This is a genomic window from Stenotrophomonas sp. 3(2025), from assembly GCF_052665395.1.
Window position 1 is genome coordinate 56,458 of the sequence record NZ_JBQOIF010000001.1, and the last position, 18,455, is coordinate 74,912.

An 18,455-nucleotide genomic window follows, 5' to 3' on the forward strand; every position below is an offset into this window, starting at 1 on the left:
GTGAGTCGTGGATGAAGTGGTACCGGAAATCCTCGTGGACCGACCTTCCAGAGGGTGCTGCGACGCCGCTGTCAAACCCAGCCGGTGGCGTAGTAGATGCCGATCACCACGAACACCGCGAGGGTCTTGATGATGGTCACTGCGAAAATGTCCTTGTAGGCCTGGCGATGGGTCAGCCCGGTGACCATCAGCAGGGTGATGACCGCACCGTTGTGCGGCAGGCTGTCCATGCCCCCCGATGCCATCGCGGCAACACGATGCAGCACCTCCATCGGGATGCCGGCAGCCTGCGCGTTGGCGATGAAGGTCTCCGACATCGCCGCCAGGGCGATGCTCATGCCGCCCGACGCAGAGCCGGTGACGCCGGCAAGACCGGTTACGGTGACCGCTTCATGCAGCAGGGGGTCCTTGATCGCCCCCAGCGCGTTGGCCACCACCATGAAGCCGGGCAACGCGGCGATGACCGCGCCGAAGCCATATTCCGAGGCGGTGTTCATGGCTGCCAGCACGGCACCACCGATCGCCGCCTTGGTCCCCTCGGCGAACTGGGTGACCACCGGGCGCCAGGCCAGCGCAAGCACCGACAGGATGCCAACCAGCAGTGCCCCCAGCACGGCCCAGATTGCGGTGATCTTCGCCACGCCCTGCACCACCGGCGCGGCGCTGCCCATGATCGACGGCACGAAGCTGTGTTCGGCGCCGTACCACTGCGGTATGCCCAGGGTGAACAGCTTGTTGGACACAAACACCAGCAGCAACGGCAGCACGGCAATGCCCGCGTGGGCCAGATGGGTGCCTGCGAACGGCGCCGGCTCGTTCACCAGCGTGGCCGGGTCTCCGTAGCCCTCGCCACTGCGCACCGCCGCGCGGCGGCGCCACTCCAGGTAGGCCATGCCCACCGCAAGCACGAACACACTGCCCAGCGTACCCAGCACCGGAGCCGCCCAGGTATCGGTGCCGAAGAACGTGGTCGGGATGATGTTCTGGATCTGCGGCGTGCCCGGCAACGCGTCCATGGTGAAGCTGAAGCCGCCCACCCCCAGCGTGGCCGGAATCAGGCGCTTGGGGATGTTGCTCTGGCGGAACATCTCGGCCGCGAACGGATAGACCGCGAACACCACCACGAACAATGACACGCCGCCGTAGGTGAGCAGGCCCGACACCAGCACGATCGACAGCATCGCCCGCTGCGGTCCGAACAAGCCGATCGCCGCACCCACGATCGAGCGGGAGAAGCCGGACAGTTCAATCAGCTTGCCGAACACCGCGCCCAGCAGGAACACCGGAAAATAGAGCTTGAGGAAGCCAACCATCTTGTCCATGAACAAGCCGGTGAACATCGGCGCCACCAGCGAGGGATCGGTGAGCAGCACTGCGCCAAGCGCGGCGATGGGCGCGAACAGGATCACGCTGTAACCGCGGTAGGCCACCAGGATGAGGAAGGCCAGCGCAGCAAGTACGATCAGTAGCGACATACGGCGCTTCCGGGTGGGGACGCGCCCAGTATCCGGATCTGGCGACCGCTGCCGACTGGACCTAGGTCCACTCGCCGGTGCGCAACCGCGCCGCTAGCCTAGCGTCCATGGGTGGCAATGGGCCATTCGCCGCGTACATGCCTTGGGGGAGGACCGAATGAAACGGAATTGCTTGAGCCTGATGATCGGCACACTGCTGGCCACCGGGCCGGTCCTGGCGCAGGACGCACCGCAGGGCGCGCCGGCAGCCGCCCGCACCGCTTCGGCCACCAATCTGGACAGCATCACGGTGACCGCACGCAAGCGCGAGGAAACCCTGCAGGAGGTGCCGGTTGCCGTCACCGCCTTTACGTCCGAAGCCCTGGACAAGATGAACGTCCAGGACATCAGCGACCTTGATGGACAGGTCCCCAACCTGACCATCTACGCGGCGCGCGGCGCCAGCAGCACGGTCACCGCCTACATCCGCGGCATCGGCCAGTCCGACCCCACCTGGGGCGCTGACCCGGGCGTGGGCATCTACCTGGACGACGTCTACATCGCCCGTCCGCAGGGCGCGTTGCTGGACGTGTTCGATGTCTCGCGGATCGAGGTGCTGCGCGGTCCGCAGGGCACGCTGTACGGCAAGAACACCATTGGCGGTGCCATCAAGTACATCTCGCGCGGCCTGCCCACCCAGACCGAAGGCTTCGCCCAGATCACCGTGGGCAACTACAGCCAGCTGGACGCCAAGGCGGCGATCGGCGGCCCGATCGGCGGGGCCGACAGCGGCCTGCGCGCGCGCGTGGCGGTGGCCAGCATGAATCGTGACGGCTTCGGCGAGAACACCTTCACCAACCAGCCGGTCAGTGACAAGCAGATCAATGCTGCACGCTTCAACCTGGGTGCGTATGCGGGCGACGACTTCGACGTGCAGTTCGCCCTGGACTGGATCGATGACCAGTCCGGCATGCGTGGCTCGAAGATGCTGGCACCCAACCCGTTCGTGCGCGCTTACCCGCCGATGGATGATCGCTACGACATCCGCTCGGGCATGCGCAACCTCAACAGCGTGGAGACCAAGGGCGCCTCGGCCACGGTGAACTGGCGGCCCAGCGAAGACGTTGCACTGAAGTACGTGGTGGCCAAGCGCGAATCGGACAGCGACGCGAACATCGACTTCGACAGCACGCCGGTGAAGCTGGCCGATGTGGGTGGCACTTACCATGACGACCAGGTCAGCAACGAGCTGCAGCTGAACTACGATGCCGGCGGCCGCGTGCGCGGCGTGGTGGGCCTGTACCAGTTCAGTGGCGAGGCCGGCGGCCAGATCCGCAACAACTTCTTCAACCTGCAGTTCGGCGACACCCGCGGCAAGGTGCTCACCGATAGCATCGCGCTGTACGCCGACTGGACGTTCGACCTGACCAGCAAGCTGAAGCTGGACGTCGGCGCCCGCTACACCGACGAGGACAAGCGCGCGATCGTGCTCAACCGCTTCTATTCGGATGCGACGTTCACCCGTCCGATCGCGGTCGCCGCCGATTTCGACAAGAAGACCAATTTCAAGAACGTCTCGCCCAAGGTGTCGCTGGACTACCAGATCACCCCGGACATCATGGTCTACGGCCTGGCCACGCGTGGCTTCAAGTCCGGCGGCTACAACATCCGCGCCAATGCCGTTGCCGTGCCACGCTCGGCCGAGCCGTTCGATGACGAGACGGTCGACAGCTTCGAGATCGGCAGCAAGATGGCCTTCCTCGACCAGCGCCTGTTCCTGAACCTGTCGGCGTTCCACAACAAGTACAAGGACATCCAGCTGTCGGTGTTCACCGGCATCGATACCAACGGCGACGGTGTCGACGATGCCTTCTTCGGCGATTTCACCAATGCTGGCGCCGGCACCATCAACGGCCTGGAAATCGAGTACCAGTACCTGCCCAGCCAGCACTGGCTGATCTCTGGCAACCTGGCCTGGCTGGATGCCAAGTATGACGAGTACATGGACCGTGGCGTCAACGTGGCCAAGCAGATGAAGTTCACCAACGCACCGGACTTCTCGGGCGCGTTGAACGTGGAGTACCGCACCGACCTGGCCAATGGCAGCAACCTGTCCGCACGGGTGAGCTACAGCTATCAGAGCGAAGTATGGCCGACCACCGATCTGAGCCCGGTGATCCGCCAGGACGGCTACGGGCTGGTCAATGCCGGCGTGATCTGGAAGCTTGACGACGCCTGGACCTTCTCGCTGCAGGGCACCAACCTGGCCGACAAGGAATACCGCACCACCGGTTACAACATTCCGGCGGTCGGCACGCTGATTGGTTTCTATGGGCCGCCACGCCAATATAGCCTCAGCGTCCGTTACGATTTCTAGGAAGCTTCTGCATGACACCGTCTTACGATGATCTGTACTGGAAAAGTGACGATGGCCTGCGCCTGCATGCGCGTGACCATGCTCCTGCAGGCGCGCAGCCGGCGCGCGGCACCGTGGTCTGCATCCCCGGCCTGACCCGCAATGGCGCCGACTTCGATGCGCTGGCCGCATCGCTGACTGCTGCGGGTTGGCGGGTGATCGCGGTTGACCTGCGAGGACGCGCAGGTTCGGAACGCGCATCGGACCGGTCCAGCTACAACCCGCGCACCTATGCCGACGACATGGTGGCGCTGCTGCGGTCGCAGAACATCGACAAGGCGGTATTCGTCGGCACCTCGCTGGGGGTGCTGGTCACCATCACCCTGGCCTCGCGTGCGCCCGGGCTGATCGCCGCGGCAGTCCTGAACGATGCCGGCCCCAAGGTGCCGCGCGACGCGCTGGCGCGGATCGGCAAGTACGCCGGCAAGCCCGTGCCGCCGATGGACCTGGCACAGGCCACGACCTATGTGGAATCCATCGGCAAGGCCGCGTTTCCGCGCTTCACCGCCGACGACTGGCGGGCGATGGCCGTACGCACGTTCCGCCAGCGCAGCGATGGCCTGCTGGAACTGGACTACGACCCGGCGGTGATCCGCACCACCCGGCCGTGGCTGCTGTGGTTGCTGCGCCCGGTGTTGTGGCGCGCGGTGCGTGGGCTGACCGCACGCGTGCCGGTGCTGGTGGTTCGTGGGGCGCTGTCGGACATCCTGCCTGCCGATGTCGCGCAGCAGATGGCCGCCACGTCGCCCAACGCCCGCCTCGTTGAGGTACCGGAGGTGGGCCATGCGCCGATGCTGTCCGAGCCCGAGGCGCGTGACGCGATCCTGGCATTGCTGGATCGCGTGCGATGAGTTCCGGCGTTTCGATGGATGCGCTGCCTGCCGCCCTGCAGGCCCTGCACCAATGGGCGGCAAGCGAGCGGCTGAGCGGCAGCACGCGCATCGCGCAGTCGCGCATCAATGCTTTCGCCGAGGCCACCGGTGACCACAACTGGATCCACACCGATCCTGCCCGCGCACGGACCGGCCTGCCGGGCGGGCAGACCATCGCCCATGGGTTCCTTCTGCTCTCGCTTACCGTAGAGGACGACGTGGCGGCCTTGGCCGGTTTTCCCGGCATCGCCCACGTACTGAACTACGGCTTGAACAAGGTCCGGTTCCTGGCGCCGGTGCCGAGCGGTTCCGAGGTACGGGTACGCTCGCAGCTGATGTCCTTGGAAGCGCGCAGGACGGGGCAGTGGCTGCTGACCCAGCACAAGACCGTGGAAGTGGTTCCCGCCGGCGAGACGGCCGTGGTCGCCGAACAGTTGTCGCTGATCGTGCTCGCCGACTAGCGCCGCACCGTCCTCCCGCGCGGGGCGGGCCGGCTGCCCGCCGGCCGCGGTTCTCTCTACACTGGAGCGATGTTGACGCCCTCCATCGTTCTGTTCGCCTGCATCGCGTGGACCGTGCTGCTGTTCGGCGTCGCCCTGTGGGGGGAACGCCAGGGGCATCGGCTGTCGAAGGTATGGCCAGCCATCTACGCGCTGTCACTGGGCGTGCACTGCACGGCGTGGACCTACTACGGGGCTGCCTCGCAGGGCGTGCAATGGGGCTTCCCGATTCCGCCGACACTGATCGGCATGGCCCTCATTTTTGCCTTCGGCCTGCCGTTCCTGGTGCGGCTGGGGCGGCTGGCCAAGCAGCACAACAGCGCCACCATCGCCGACCTGGTGGTCGCGCGCCTGCGCGCCGACCAAGGGCTGGGCATCACCATCACCCTGGTCGCGCTGTTCGGCATCATTCCCTACATCGCGCTGCAGCTGAAAGCGGTCAGCCAGGGCCTTGCCGCCCTGCTCGGTGACCAGTTCGCACCCGTTGGCTGGCAGCTGGACGTGTCGTTCTGGTTCGCGCTGACGATGGCAGCGTTCACCACCCTGTTCGGCGCACGCAAGGCATCGGCGACCGAACACAACCGCGGCATCGTGGTCGCGCTGGGCCTGGAATCGCTGTTGAAGCTGACGGCACTGCTGGCCATTGGCCTGTATGCCGCGCTATCGGTGCACAAGGCCGGCACGCCGCTGCTTGAGAAGATGGCGCACCTGCCGCCGCCGGCGGTGGTGCCGGATTACCTGACCATGGTGGCGCTCGGTGCCATGGCCGCGTTCACCCTGCCCCATCAGTTCCATGTGGGCGTGGTTGAGCTGCGCCAGTCATCGGACCTGAAGACGGCGCGCTGGCTGTTCCCGGTCTACCTGCTGTTGATCGGCCTGCCGTCGGTGCCGATGGCACTGGCCGGTGCCGCGCAGCTGCCGCCCTCGATGACGCCGGATCTGTACGTACTGGCCCTGCCGCAGGAGCGCGGCCATCACCTGCTGGCACTGCTGGCATACCTGGGCAGCCTGAGTGCCGCCACCGGCATGATGATCCTGTCCGGGCTGACCCTGTCGATCATGCTCGGCAACCACGGTGTGGGCTCGCGCCTGCTGAGCGGCGTCAATGGCTTCAACACCGGCGCGGATCTACGACCGCGGGTGCTGGCCTTCCGGCGCGCCGGCATCCTCGCCGTGTTCCTGATGTCGTGGCTGTACAGCCGTGCGATGAGCGGCACCGAGGCGCTCAGCGATTTCGGCCTGATGTCGTTCACCGCGCTCTCGCAGCTGGCACCAGCGGTGCTGCTGGCGGTGTACCGTCCGCGCACGCCCTCCCCGGCCATCATCGCCGGCATCGTACTGGGCTCGCTGGTCTGGTTGTGGCTGGTGCTGCTGCCCATGGTGCTCCCTGCACCGCTGGCGTCGGCCGGCCCCGACGGACTGCACTGGCTGGCGATGTTCTCGCTGCGCATGCAGCCGGGCCATATCGCCATCAGCATGGGCGCCAGCCTGGCCGTCAACCTGGTAACCGTGGTGCTGGTGTCGCGCGCGGTGCGTCCTTCTGTGCCTCGGCAGCGCGACGCGGTGGCCGCTGCATCGTTGCGCAAGACGGCTGGTCGCTTCCTCGGCCAGGAACGGGCACGGCAGCTGATGGACGGGCACGCCGGGCAGATGCTGGACGACGACCGGGTGACTGCCATCGAGCGCGAACTGACCGCCGTGGTCGGTGCAGGCATGGCGCGGCTGCTGGTGGAGGCGGCACGCGATGGTGGCGCTGCGCCACTGGACGCTGTTACCCGCGCGGTAGGTGAAGCCACCCAGGTGCTGCGCTTCAACCAGCGCCTGCTGGAGGCCGCCCTGGAGAACATGAGCCAGGGCATCAGCGTGGTCGATGCGCAGCTGCAGCTGGTGGCCTGGAACAGCCGCTACGCCGCGCTGTTCAAGTTCCCGCCGGAGCTGCTGCAGGTGGGGCAGCCGGTGTCGAACCTGACGGCGTGGGCGTTGGGACAGCTGAAGATCGGCGACACCCCTGGTGACTCGCGCGACAAGGCGTTGCAGCGGCGGGTGGTGCACATGCGGCGCGGCACGCCGCACCTTTCCGAGCGGATTTTCCCGGACAACACCATCGTTGAGATCCGAGGCAACCCGATGCCCGGTGGCGGCTATGTGGCCACCTTCACCGATGTCACCGCCTTCCGGCGGGCAGAGGACGCGCTCAAGCGCAGTAACGAAACCCTGGAGCGCCGCGTGCAGGACCGCACCGCCCGGCTTGAACAGGCCGTGCATGAAGCCGAGCGGGCCAACGTGGCCAAGACCCGCTTCCTGACCGCAGTCGGCCATGACCTGATCCAGCCCCTGCATGCGGCGCAGCTGTTCACCGACGCCATGTCGCAGCACATCGAATCGGAATTCCTGGACAGTTTCCTGCGCCAGATTCGCGGCGCGCTGGATTCCACCGACGATCTGCTGTCGGGCCTGCTGGATATTTCGCGACTGGAAGCCGGTGGCCTGGTGGCCGATCCGCGCCCGTTCGCCTTGTCGACCGTGCTGGAGCCGCTTGCGCAGGAGTTCGCCGTGCTGGCCGCGGCACGCGGCCTGCAGTTCCGCCATGTGCGCACCCGCGCGTGGGTGCACAGCGACCCGTTGCTGCTGCGCCGCGTACTGCAGAACTTCCTGGCCAACGCCATCCGCTACACCCGCCGTGGCGGCGTGCTGCTGGGCGTTCGCCGGCACGGCCAGGCACTGTCGATCGGCGTGCATGACAGCGGCCCCGGCATCGCGCTGGAGCAACAAGCCGTGGTGTTCGAGGAATTCCACCGTGGCGACCGCAGCAATGGCCAGGGCCTCGGTCTTGGCCTGACCATCGCGCACCGCATTGCCGACCTGCTGCATGCACCGTTGGAACTGCAAAGCGAACTGGATCGCGGCTCAGCCTTTTCCATCACCGTGGCGCGTGCAGCGCCGCCTGAGGCACCACGCACTGAGCCCGCCGCTGGCAACAGCAGCATCAAGGGCATCCGCGTGCTGGTGGTCGACAACGATGCGGAGGCGCTGGAGGCAATGCGGCTGATGCTGCTTGCCTGGGGCTGCGATGTCATCGCGGCGCGCGATGTCGCTGCGCTGGGTGCATCCGCACATGAAGCGGCACTGTGGTTGTTCGACTACCACCTTGATGAGGGCGATACCGGTGTCGCACTGTGGAAGCGCCTCGTCGCCGTGCATGGCGCGCGGCCGACGGTGATCCTCAGCGCCGATACCGGCAGCGACACGCGCGATGCGGTGCGCAGTGTGGGCCTGTCACTGCTGAACAAACCGTTCAAGCCACTGGCGCTGCGCTGGGCGATCAACCATCTGCTGGCAACGGTCAGCGCGGAAAGGACCTGACGAAGGATCAAGCGTCCTGCGCGTCTTCGATCTGCCGGGATGGGTCGGTCAACCCCATCTCGTGCAGCACGCGGATGGCCTGCGCGCGATTGCGCACGCCCAGTCGCCCCATGATGCGGGTCATGTGTGCCTTGACCGTGCGCAGCTGCACGCCCAGCCGGTCGGCGATCTGCTTGTTGAGCAGCCCTTCGGCCACCAGGCTCAGCACCTTGTACTGATGCGCGGACAGGCTGGACAAGCGCGCGGCAAGATCGGCGTCATTGCTGAAGGGCGCCACCCGCGCCACCGGCTCGCGCAGCAGCGCCGGTATCCAGCGCTCACCTTCCAGCACGGTCTGCAGTGCGGACTGCAGGTCGGTCAGGCCGGAGCTCTTGGGCAGGTACCCGGCTGCGCCCAGGTCGATGGCGCGGCGGATCACGTGCGGCTCCTCATTGGCCGAAACGATGATGATCGCCAGCCCCGGTTGCAGCGCACGTATGGTCGCCAGTCCGGCCAGGCCGTGGTTACCCGGCATGTGCAGGTCCAGCAGCATCAGATCGATCTGCTGGCTCTCTATCGCTTCGAGCACGCCGTGCAGCGAATCGGCCTCGCTGATCTGCAGGTCAGCCACCGCTTCTTCGGCGGCGCGATGCAGCGCCGCGCGGAACAAGGGGTGGTCATCGGCGATGAGCAGGGTCGGCATGTCCAGCCGAGGTTAGCAAATCGCCCGGGGCTGGGCACGGGTACCAAGGTACGCTGGCGTGCGCCGCCCGGATGGTTAGGGTGGAGCAATGAACATCCACCGCCCCGTCATGCTGCTGTGCGCCGCGCTGCCATTGCTTCTGGGCAGCATCTCCAGCACCCACGCCGCTCCGCCCCGCCCCACTACCGCTGTACCGGTGTTCGAGCAGTGGCGGGAAACCGTGCATCGCGGCAGCGACGAACTGCTGACCGCAGGCCTGGGCATCGACGCCCTGCGCTCGGCCACCGCGCCGGCGTTTGCCAACCCGGCCCAGCCTACAGCGGAGGAAGTCCGGCGTCGTGCGATCTGGAGCAGCTGGCGCGGCATCGCCGACCTGACACCCGGCGGCGGCTTTGGCGATGTCTACGGCAGCCTGCAGGCGGTACCCGGCCGCGAGTTCTCCGCCTATGCGCGCGTTCCCGGCGCCCGCCATCCCCATCGGGTACTGGTGCAGGTGCCCGACAGTTTCGACACCGCGCGGCGTTGCCTGGTCGTCGCGGCGTCTTCCGGCTCGCGTGGCATCCATGGCGCGATCGCGGTTGCCGGCAGCTGGGGCCTGGCACATGGCTGCGCGGTCGCCTATACCGACAAGGGCGCCGGCAGTGATTACTACGATCTGGACGCCAAGGCCGGCGTCCAGGCAGACGGCACGCCAGCCAGCCAAGGCGCGTTGGCCTTCCTTCCTGCGGGTGCGACAGCCGCGCAGGGAATCGCCTTCAAACATGCCCATTCCGGTGACAACCCGGAAGCAGACTGGGGACGCCATCTGCTGCAGGCGTTGCAGTTCGGCCTGCAGGCGCTGGACCGCGCCTATCCGCAGTCGGCCCCGTTCACTGCGGCCAACACGCGCACGCTGGGCGTGGGCGTATCCAATGGCGGTGGCGCCGTGCTGCGTGCGGCGGAGATCGAAGGCGACTGGTTCGATGCGATGGTGGCCGGCGAACCCAATGTCTCGGTGGCCGGCGCTCCGCCGCTGTACGACTTCGTCACCCAGGCCGCGTTGCTGATGCCCTGTGCCCTGCTGACCGAGGGCGATCTACCACAACCGCCGATGCGGGCGCAGGCCGTGCCGGGGTGGACCCAGCGATGTGCCACGCTGAAATCCGCTGGGTTGGTGCAAGGCGATGACACTGCAGCACAGGCACGGTCGGCACGGCAGCAGCTGCTCGACGCGGGTTTGAGCGCCGATGCACTTCGCGCCGGCGCATTCTCCACCGGCTTCGATCTGTGGCGCGCCATCGCAGTGACCTACTCGTCAGCCTATGGACGCTACGCCACGGGCAAACATCCCTGCGCGTACAGCTTCTCGGCCGCCGGTACCGACGGCAGACCCCACGCGGCCACGGCCGAGGTTCGTGCGACCTGGTGGAGCGAGGGCAGCGGCATTCCGCCGGGCAGCGGCGTGGTTCTGGTGGACGGCAATGCCACCGGGGCGGCAGCTGATCCGCTGCGTGGCCTGAACTGCCTGCGCGCACTGGGCGAGGGCGACAGCGCCGATGCCCGACGGGTACGCGCCGGCATCACCTCAGCGACTGCCAAGGCGCCGCGTCGCGGCCTGCCGATCGTGGTCATCCATGGCCTGGACGACGGGCTGGTACCGATCAGCATGACCAGTGATCGCTATGTGCCACTTGCCCGCAAGGCCGGGGCGCAGATCGCCTATTGGCGGGTGAACAACGCGCAGCACTTCGACTCGCTGCTGGCCTTCCCGGACTACCGGAAGCGCTACGTCCCGCTGCTGCCCTACCTGTTCGCGGCGATGGACCAGGTGTGGGAACACCTTGAAGATCCAGCGCGAGCGCTGCCGCAGGATGCACTCATCCAGCCGAGCCCACGCGCGGAGGCGCCGCTGCTGCGCGAGCAGCTGTCCATTCCCGCGCCCCGCGGCCGCTGACGCGCCGCCCCATCAGGAAGATCACATGTCATTCGCCACCGCCGCAGACGCGCCCGCCGCCGAGCCTCATGCCTACCCCCTGCTGATCAAGCAGCTGCTGCTGACACCTCTGGCAGTGCGACCACGGCAGGAGATCGTCTACGGCGACAAGGTCCGCTTCGACTACCGCACCCTGCAGGCGCGCATCGGCCGGTTGGCCGGGCTGCTGACCTCGCTCGGGGTAAAGCGCGGCGATACCGTGGCGGTGATGGACTGGGACAGCAACCGCTACCTGGAGAGCTATTTCGCCGTGCCGATGATCGGAGCGGTGCTGATGATGGTGAACATCCGCCTGGCGCCCGAGCAGATTGCCTATACGCTCAATCACAGCGGTGCGCGGGTGATCCTGGCCAACCGCGAGTTCCTGCCGGTGCTGGACGCCATCGAAGAACAGCTGCCGGACGTGCGCACGCGCATCCTGCTGGATGATGATGAGGGCCCGCTGCCAGCGGGTTTCGTGACCGAGTATGAGGCCGGGCTGCGCGAGGCCACGCCCATCACCCGCTTCCCGGACTTCGACGAGAACACCCGCGCCACCACGTTCTATACGACCGGCACCACGGGCCTGCCCAAAGGCGTGTACTTCAGCCATCGGCAACTGGTACTGCACTCGCTTGCGGCGATGGCAGCCCTCGGCAGCGCGTCCAGCCAGGGGCGCCTGCACCGCGACGATGTCTACATGCCGATCACGCCGATGTTCCACGTCCATGCCTGGGGCATGCCGTACGTGGCCACGCTGCTGGGCATCAAGCAGGTCTACCCCGGACGCTACCTGCCGGGCACGTTGCTGGCGCTGATCGCCCGCGAGAAGGTGACGTTCTCGCACTGCGTGCCGACCATCCTGCATATGCTGCTGGGCCATCCCACTGCCGCCGATACCGACCTGCGCAACTGGAAGGTGATCATCGGTGGTGCGGCACTACCGCGGGCACTGGCGCAGCAGGCACTGGCCCGTGGCATCGACATCTTCGGTGGCTACGGCATGTCCGAAACCTGCCCGCTGCTCACCCTCGCGCAGATCGATGCCGACGCCGTGGATGGCCCGGACGAGGAGCTGTCACTGCGCACCAAGGCCGGCATTCCGGTGCCGCTGGTGGATCTGCGCATCGTCGACGAACACATGAATGATGTTGCCCACGATGGCATCGCCACCGGGGAAGTGGTGGTGCGTACGCCCTGGCTCACCCACGGCTATCTGCACAATCCGGACGCTTCGACGGCGTTATGGGCCGGCGGTTACCTGCACACCGGGGACATCGGCAACATCGATGGCAGCGGCTACCTGCGCGTGACCGACCGCATCAAGGATGTGATCAAGACCGGTGGCGAGTGGATCTCCTCGCTCGCCCTGGAGGACATCATCGCCCTGCATCCGGCAGTCAACGAGGTCGCGGTGATCGGCATCAGCGATACGAAATGGGGCGAGCGACCGCTGCCGTTGGTGGTCCGACAGCACGGCAGCGATGTGACCGAGGCGGAGATCATCGAGCTGGTCGCAGCACGCAGCCGCTCCGGTGATATCTCCCGCTACGCGATCCCCGACCGCGTCAGCTTCGTCGATTCGCTGGAACGCACCAGCGTGGGCAAGATCAACAAGAAGAAGCTGCGCAGCCTGCATGATTCGGGTGGTGCCACCGACGCCCGCTGAGACCAGCACCTGCAGGACGAAGACGGTTCTGCTGCAATCCGCACGATGCGGGTTGCAGCATCGCAGGGCCCGTGCCTCTTTCGCCCATCTGCATCAGGGCGTGCAAACGGTCCCTTCGAACGCGTGTTCGTAGGTAGACAGTGCTGCAGCGGGCGCTGCCAGCCCGATCCTGCTATCCAGGGTGAGTGCGGGCCCTGAACTGCGAAGGTCGACGATGGCGACCGAGCCGACACAGTCAGTGATCAATTGGCAGGCGTCGGCAGCTTCGTCCACGCTCAAGGAGTCGCCGCTACCCCCGTCTTCCGTCAGCCACGCCATCAAAAGCGTGCGAAGCTCGCTTTGGGGTGGTTCCAGACGTTGCCTGCTACGCCCAAGCGCTTCCCCGGACGCGGTATCCCGCTGCGCCACCGGCGCTGTCGTGGGTCTCTTGCTGTCAACCAGACGCTCCAATCTGGCATGGGCCACGGGCGCAAAGGTCACAGGCCTACCGGTCTGCTCTGGCCACAGCACATAATTCACGCTTGCCGCCGCCGGCCTGTTGAACTGGTGCCTCAGCCTGAGGGCAAGGATGACCAGTTTGGTAAGTTGCCAGCATTTGCCGGGCTGTCGCTGTTCGATTTCCGAAATCTGGTCAGCCGCAAGTACGGCATCTGTTTTCTGTAACCACCCAAGATAGCGTTCAAGCTCGGCGTCGGCTTCCTCCACACGCTTTGCCTTGCGTTCCTTCTCCAGCTGATCCCTACTGGCTTTGCTGACCGACGCTGGAGCCCCATTGCCATCGGAACTCTCACCCAGATCCCATGCGGGTGCCCGCTTCAGGTCAACGGCAGACCCATCGCAGCGTTTGGCCTGGAAGACCGCCAACCGGTAGCGCTCGTCCTGCCCAGGTGCGGCGATCAGCAACGCGAAGTCACTGCCAAAGGTGTTTTCTGCCGGGCGGCTGTAATGGAGCCAGCGCAGGCCCATGCGATTGCCGCCAACGTCGCCTTCTGGCCAGATGCAGCTTGCATGGCGGATGCTCGACCCCAGGTGCCCCAGGAACAGGCTGGTAAGCGCTTCCTCATCGAGCTTCCTTCCAATGGAAAGCGCGTTGAAGTCATCAAATGCTGCGCACACTGCAAGTAATGGCAGGCCCACGCCATCGGTCGCGGGCAGGCCTTCAAGGCTCTTCCGGAGCGTATCCAGTACCAGGTCGTGAGTGATTGGCAAGTTCAACTGCGCAGTCCTTTTGATCTTGCCCAACGATTTATCCATGGACATTGCTTCCTCGCATCGTCAGGGGCCAGGACATGGCTGCGGATATTCCTGGCTCACATGAAGCGGACCATCCCACCCATGGAGGTACTTCGGCAGCGCATCTGCTACGTCGATGACACGCTCCCGATAGAACAGATGCATCGTTGGCGCAAACGCTGCATCCAGTACGCCATCAGCAGCTCGGGCAACCACAGCATTGGGAACCACGCGCATGCCCAAGCGATTGGTGCCAAACAACACATCGCCACAGTTCAGGCAGAAGGTCTTGGAAAGCTGCTTGGACGGATGGTGGAAACGAGCATTCTTCGTCCCCGAAACGCTCACCGATTCGGCCGCCCATGCGGTGGCCGAGAGCATCGCAACGCCGTAGAAGTCCCTGCAGGTGGCGCAGTGGCAGTTCGCCTGCGCAGCGGGACGGCCATGCAGCTCCATGGTATTTGTGCCGCACAGGCAGGTGATCCGAAGGGACATGGACGTTTCTGAAGGGAGTGGCTGGCGAGGAGTGTGCTGGCACCGCTCAACCTTCGCAACAGGACGCCTCCAGGTTCGGGCCCGCCCCTGCATATATCAAACAGAGGCCGGACCCGATTCGGTCAGGGCTGCGCTGGACCCACGTCGCTGGCACCGGCGCGATCACAGAATTCGAGGGCCATGCCCGGCTCCTTAACCTCGTCGCACGATGTCCACTGCGGGCGCAACCCCAGCACGTACTCGACGCGGTCGTGGAACAGCTTCAGATCGGCCACGCCGTAACGGCCGTCCATCAGGAGATCCTGGCGGAAGCTGTTGTGAATCTCCGGTATCGCCGGATTTGCCCAGTACGAGCTCTGGTCATCGGCACGGGTCTGCACCGCAAACCGGGCACGCGTGCCACCCGCTTCTTCCGAGAAGGCAACGGTATACCAGCTCACCGCCGTCATGCGCACGTTGTAGAACGTCGTCATGGTTCCCTGGTAGCCCATGCGCCGCTCCACATAGCCATATTCACGCTTGGCTGCAATACCGGGCGCGCCAGCGTCGTACTTCATCTTCCCCGGCGCCAGTAGATTCAACACCTCAGTAGCCGCGGTGCGCACCTGATCGATTGATTTACCCGGATAGAGGCGGGACGCAGCCGCCGTCTGCTCGCGTGTTTCCTTCTTTGGAAGCATGCCGCATCCGCTGACAGACAGCGCCAGCGCCAAAACCACAGTGATTCTCACAGAACTACGTCCTTATATCTGGATCAGGAATGCGACATCGAGAGAGCGATACGCCCTCCTCCTGCGCATTAGCGGCAGCCGCACAACTTTCTTGACGGTCGCCGTCTTGGGGTTATGCAGCGACGAAGCCGCGACCACATGCTGTCGATGGCCCACTGGCACAAACCCGGGATATGACCAAACGCTGCCGGCGCCAGCCGCGGTGCCGGAATGCAGCGAGGGACATGCCGCAGAATGCCTGTACCGACCGCAAGGACGCTCCCGACAGTGCACCATTCGAGGGGTCCTTCGAGAAGACCTGCGAGCATCCGAACGCACCCTGGCCGTACGATGTCAGCCGCAGGATGAAACGCGAATTTCCTGACTGAAAAAGCCGCAGCTCAGTTACGAGGCTCGTCCACAAGCCGGGCCAGCAGATCCGCCCGGCATGCATCCAGGATTTCGTCCGCCAGCGGCGATTCGTCCGGGCAGGACCTCGACAGCACCAGCGCGCCGACCGCTTGAGCCATCAGCGCAATCCTGCGCGCACGCGCCGCATCCTCCTGATCGCGCTGCGCCTGCCCGTCCTGCGTGGCACGTGTTGCCAGCCTGGCCTCGATGCCGGCCGCAAAGGCAGCCTTGACCGCCTCCGTCTGCCGCGCCGCATCGGTGCACAACGCCGCCAGCGTGCAACCCTGGCCGGGCCCGTCGCGATGCGCGCGGGACAGGTACTCGCTGACGAATGCCTGGACATCCAGATCAGCCACCGCTGCGGCCGAGCTGGTCAGGCCGCAGGCGGCTGCTTCGGCCATCAGGTCGGCCTTCGAGCCGAAATGCTTGTAGAAGCCGCCATGGGTGAAGCCAGCGGCGGCCATCAGGTCGGCCACGCCAACGCCGTCGTAGCCGCGCTCGCGGAACAGCGTGGAGGCGGTTTCGACAATGTGTGCCCGGTTGGCCTGCGCCTGTGCCTTGGTGACCTTCATGAGCCTTCGCCCTTGGGAGTCCTGTCGCGTGTGGAGGGCACTTTAACACACATGGATTATATTCATCATCAAACCATTGACATCAATGATTATGGTCATCATCATTGATCCAGACCCTTCCTCCGTAGACGAGCCACCCTCCCATGTCCGACGCCACGCTTTTCCAGCCCTATCCCCTCGGCCCGCTGACGCTGGCCAACCGCATCGTGATGGCACCGCTGACGCGCAACCGCGCCGGCGAGGGCCTGGTGCCCAGTCCGCTGGCCAGCACCTACTACGCCCAGCGCGCGTCAGCAGGCCTGATCATCACCGAAGCCACCCAGGTCTCGGCGCAGGCGCAGGGCTACCAGGACACCCCGGGGCTGTACACGCAGGACCAGATCGACGGCTGGCGCACCGTCACCGATGCGGTGCACGCACGCGGCGGGCACATCTTCGTGCAGCTGTGGCACGTCGGCCGCATCTCGCACGTCGACCTGCAACCCGGCAACGCCGCGCCGGTTTCCGCCTCGGCCCTCCGCGCGCAGACCAAGACCTTCGTCAACAACGGTTTCGTCGATGTGTCCGAGCCGCGCGCCCTGGACATCGATGAGCTGCCCGCCATCGTCGACGATTTCCGCCAAGCGGCTGCCAACGCCATCGCAGCGGGTTTTGACGGCGTGGAGATCCACGGCGCCAACGGCTACCTGCTCGAACAGTTCATCAAGGACGGGGCCAACCAGCGCACCGACGCGTATGGCGGCTCGGTCGAGAACCGTGCCCGCCTCCTGCTTGAGGTGACCGCTGCGGTGGCGGGCGAAATCGGCGCTGACCGGACCGGCGTGCGCATTTCGCCGGTGTCGCCGGCCAATGCCATTTTCACCGTCAGCGATCCGCAGCCCCAGTACGACTACATCGTCGATCAACTCAGCGCACTGGGCATTGTCTACCTGCATGTGGTCGAGGGCGCCACGGGTGGCCCGCGCGATGTGGCACCGTTCGACTTCGATGGGCTGCGCCGTCGCTTCAACGGCACCTACCTGGCCAACAACGGCTACGACCTGCAGCTGGCCAGCGCCCGAGTATCCGAAGGCAAGGCCGATCTGGTCGCCTTCGGTCGCCCGTTCATCAGCAACCCCGATCTGGTCGAGCGCCTCAAGCGCGGCGCAGCGCTGGCGGCACTGAACCCGGCCACGCTGTATGGCGGTGGCGCCGAAGGCTACACCGACTACCCCACCCTGGCTGAAGCGCACGCGCAGTAACGCGGCCGCCCGCATCCGACACGTCCCCCGTCCAGAGAATCCATCATGTCCGTCCTCCCTTCCGTCCTCATCACCGGCGCTTCCAGCGGCATCGGTGCTACCTATGCCGACCGCTTCGCGCGGCGCGGGCATGACCTTGTCCTGGTCGCGCGTGACAGCGCCCGACTGGAAGCACTCGCCGCGCGACTGCGCCAAGAGACCGGCGTGGCGGTGGACATACTGCCGGCCGATCTCACCCAGGCTGACGCGCTGGCCACGGTCGAGGCACGGCTGCGCGACGATGCGCGCATCGGCATCCTCATCAACAATGCCGGTATCGCCCAGTCCGGCGACTTCCTCGCACAGTCGGCCGACGCCATCGACCGCCTGGTCACCCTGAACACCACCGCGCTCACGCGCCTGGCCGCCGCCATTGCGCCGCGGCTGGTCGGTGCCGGCAACGGCGCGATCGTCAACATCGGATCGGTGGTTGGCCTTGCCCCGGAGTTCGGCATGTCCGTGTACGGCGCGAGCAAGGCGTACGTGCTTTTCCTGTCGCAGGGCCTGAGCCAGGAACTGGCCCCGAAGGGCGTCCATGTGCAGGCGGTGCTGCCCGCTGCCACGCGCACCGAGATCTGGGAACGCGCCGGTATCGACATCACCACGCTTGCTGAAGTGATGGACGTGGGCGAACTGGTCGATGCAGCGCTGGTCGGCTTCGATCGTCGCGAAACGGTGACCATTCCGCCGCTGCACGTGGCCGAACGCTGGGACACGCTGGATGGCGCACGTCAGGCTCTGCTCGGCGACATCCGCCAGGCGCACGCCGCAGAGCGCTACCGCACCGGCGCCTGAGGCCGGCCTCCGTTGCATCCACCCGGCCCCATCACTGCAGGAACCGCCCGCC

General features: G+C 66.0%; 14 protein-coding genes. 8 read left to right on the forward strand and 6 right to left on the reverse strand.

Features of this window, described 5'->3' with window-relative positions:
* Window positions 1–71: 71 nt before the first annotated feature.
* Window positions 72–1,475 carry a GntP family permease gene (locus ACUXVE_RS00250; protein WP_445513539.1) on the reverse strand — a complete coding sequence of 468 codons (1,404 nt, stop codon included), beginning with the start codon at window positions 1,473–1,475 and terminating at the stop codon, window positions 72–74.
* 181 nt (window positions 1,476–1,656) lie between these two features.
* On the opposite strand from ACUXVE_RS00250, the gene ACUXVE_RS00255 reads away from it, so the two are divergent.
* The 4 genes from ACUXVE_RS00255 to ACUXVE_RS00270 all read left to right on the forward strand — a co-directional run bounded on the left by ACUXVE_RS00255 (window position 1,657) and on the right by ACUXVE_RS00270 (window position 8,605).
* A complete protein-coding gene (locus ACUXVE_RS00255) occupies window positions 1,657–3,831 on the forward strand; it encodes a TonB-dependent receptor (protein WP_445513677.1) in 2,175 nt (724 codons plus the stop codon).
* 11 nt (window positions 3,832–3,842) lie between these two features.
* Window positions 3,843–4,721, forward strand: a complete 879-nt coding sequence (locus ACUXVE_RS00260; protein WP_222389532.1) for an alpha/beta fold hydrolase — start codon at window positions 3,843–3,845, stop codon at window positions 4,719–4,721.
* Complete coding sequence (locus ACUXVE_RS00265; RefSeq protein ID WP_445513540.1) at window positions 4,718–5,203, forward strand: MaoC family dehydratase; 486 nt, start codon at window positions 4,718–4,720, stop codon at window positions 5,201–5,203. The genes ACUXVE_RS00260 and ACUXVE_RS00265 overlap by 4 nt, the downstream gene beginning before the upstream one ends.
* Before the next feature lie 69 nt (window positions 5,204–5,272).
* Entirely contained in the window at window positions 5,273–8,605 is a 3,333-nt protein-coding gene (locus ACUXVE_RS00270) for a hybrid sensor histidine kinase/response regulator (RefSeq protein ID WP_445513541.1), read from the forward strand.
* Between the two features lie 7 nt (window positions 8,606–8,612).
* On the opposite strand, the gene ACUXVE_RS00275 is transcribed toward ACUXVE_RS00270, so the two are convergent.
* Window positions 8,613–9,287, reverse strand: coding sequence for a response regulator transcription factor (locus tag ACUXVE_RS00275; RefSeq protein WP_445513542.1), 675 nt, complete (start codon window positions 9,285–9,287; stop codon window positions 8,613–8,615).
* An 88-nt stretch (window positions 9,288–9,375) separates the two neighbouring features.
* On the opposite strand from ACUXVE_RS00275, the gene ACUXVE_RS00280 reads away from it, so the two are divergent.
* A complete protein-coding gene (locus ACUXVE_RS00280) occupies window positions 9,376–11,220 on the forward strand; it encodes a 3-hydroxybutyrate oligomer hydrolase family protein (protein WP_445513543.1) in 1,845 nt (614 codons plus the stop codon).
* Between the two features lie 25 nt (window positions 11,221–11,245).
* Window positions 11,246–12,907, forward strand: coding sequence for a fatty acid--CoA ligase (locus ACUXVE_RS00285; RefSeq protein WP_445513544.1), 1,662 nt, complete (start codon window positions 11,246–11,248; stop codon window positions 12,905–12,907).
* Between the two features lie 93 nt (window positions 12,908–13,000).
* Here ACUXVE_RS00285 and ACUXVE_RS00290 read toward each other — a convergent pair whose 3' ends face one another.
* The 4 genes from ACUXVE_RS00290 to ACUXVE_RS00305 all read right to left on the reverse strand — a co-directional run bounded on the left by ACUXVE_RS00290 (window position 13,001) and on the right by ACUXVE_RS00305 (window position 16,328).
* The gene (locus ACUXVE_RS00290; protein WP_445513545.1) at window positions 13,001–14,161 is read right to left on the reverse strand and encodes a hypothetical protein; all 1,161 of its coding nucleotides are present in this window, start codon (window positions 14,159–14,161) and stop codon (window positions 13,001–13,003) included.
* 21 nt (window positions 14,162–14,182) lie between these two features.
* A complete protein-coding gene (locus tag ACUXVE_RS00295) occupies window positions 14,183–14,635 on the reverse strand; it encodes a GFA family protein (RefSeq protein WP_445513546.1) in 453 nt (150 codons plus the stop codon).
* Between the two features lie 122 nt (window positions 14,636–14,757).
* On the reverse strand, window positions 14,758–15,366 hold the full coding sequence (locus ACUXVE_RS00300) for a hypothetical protein (protein WP_222389523.1): 609 nt from the start codon (window positions 15,364–15,366) through the stop codon (window positions 14,758–14,760).
* A gap of 380 nt (window positions 15,367–15,746) precedes the next feature.
* Complete coding sequence (locus ACUXVE_RS00305; RefSeq protein WP_222389521.1) at window positions 15,747–16,328, reverse strand: TetR/AcrR family transcriptional regulator; 582 nt, start codon at window positions 16,326–16,328, stop codon at window positions 15,747–15,749.
* Between the two features lie 143 nt (window positions 16,329–16,471).
* On the opposite strand from ACUXVE_RS00305, the gene ACUXVE_RS00310 reads away from it, so the two are divergent.
* Window positions 16,472–17,569 (forward strand): alkene reductase, encoded by a 1,098-nt coding sequence (locus tag ACUXVE_RS00310; protein ID WP_445513547.1) that lies wholly within the window; start codon window positions 16,472–16,474, stop codon window positions 17,567–17,569.
* 45 nt (window positions 17,570–17,614) lie between these two features.
* Window positions 17,615–18,403, forward strand: a complete 789-nt coding sequence (locus ACUXVE_RS00315; RefSeq protein ID WP_164279923.1) for an SDR family NAD(P)-dependent oxidoreductase — start codon at window positions 17,615–17,617, stop codon at window positions 18,401–18,403.
* The last annotated feature ends 52 nt before the right edge of the window (window positions 18,404–18,455 follow it).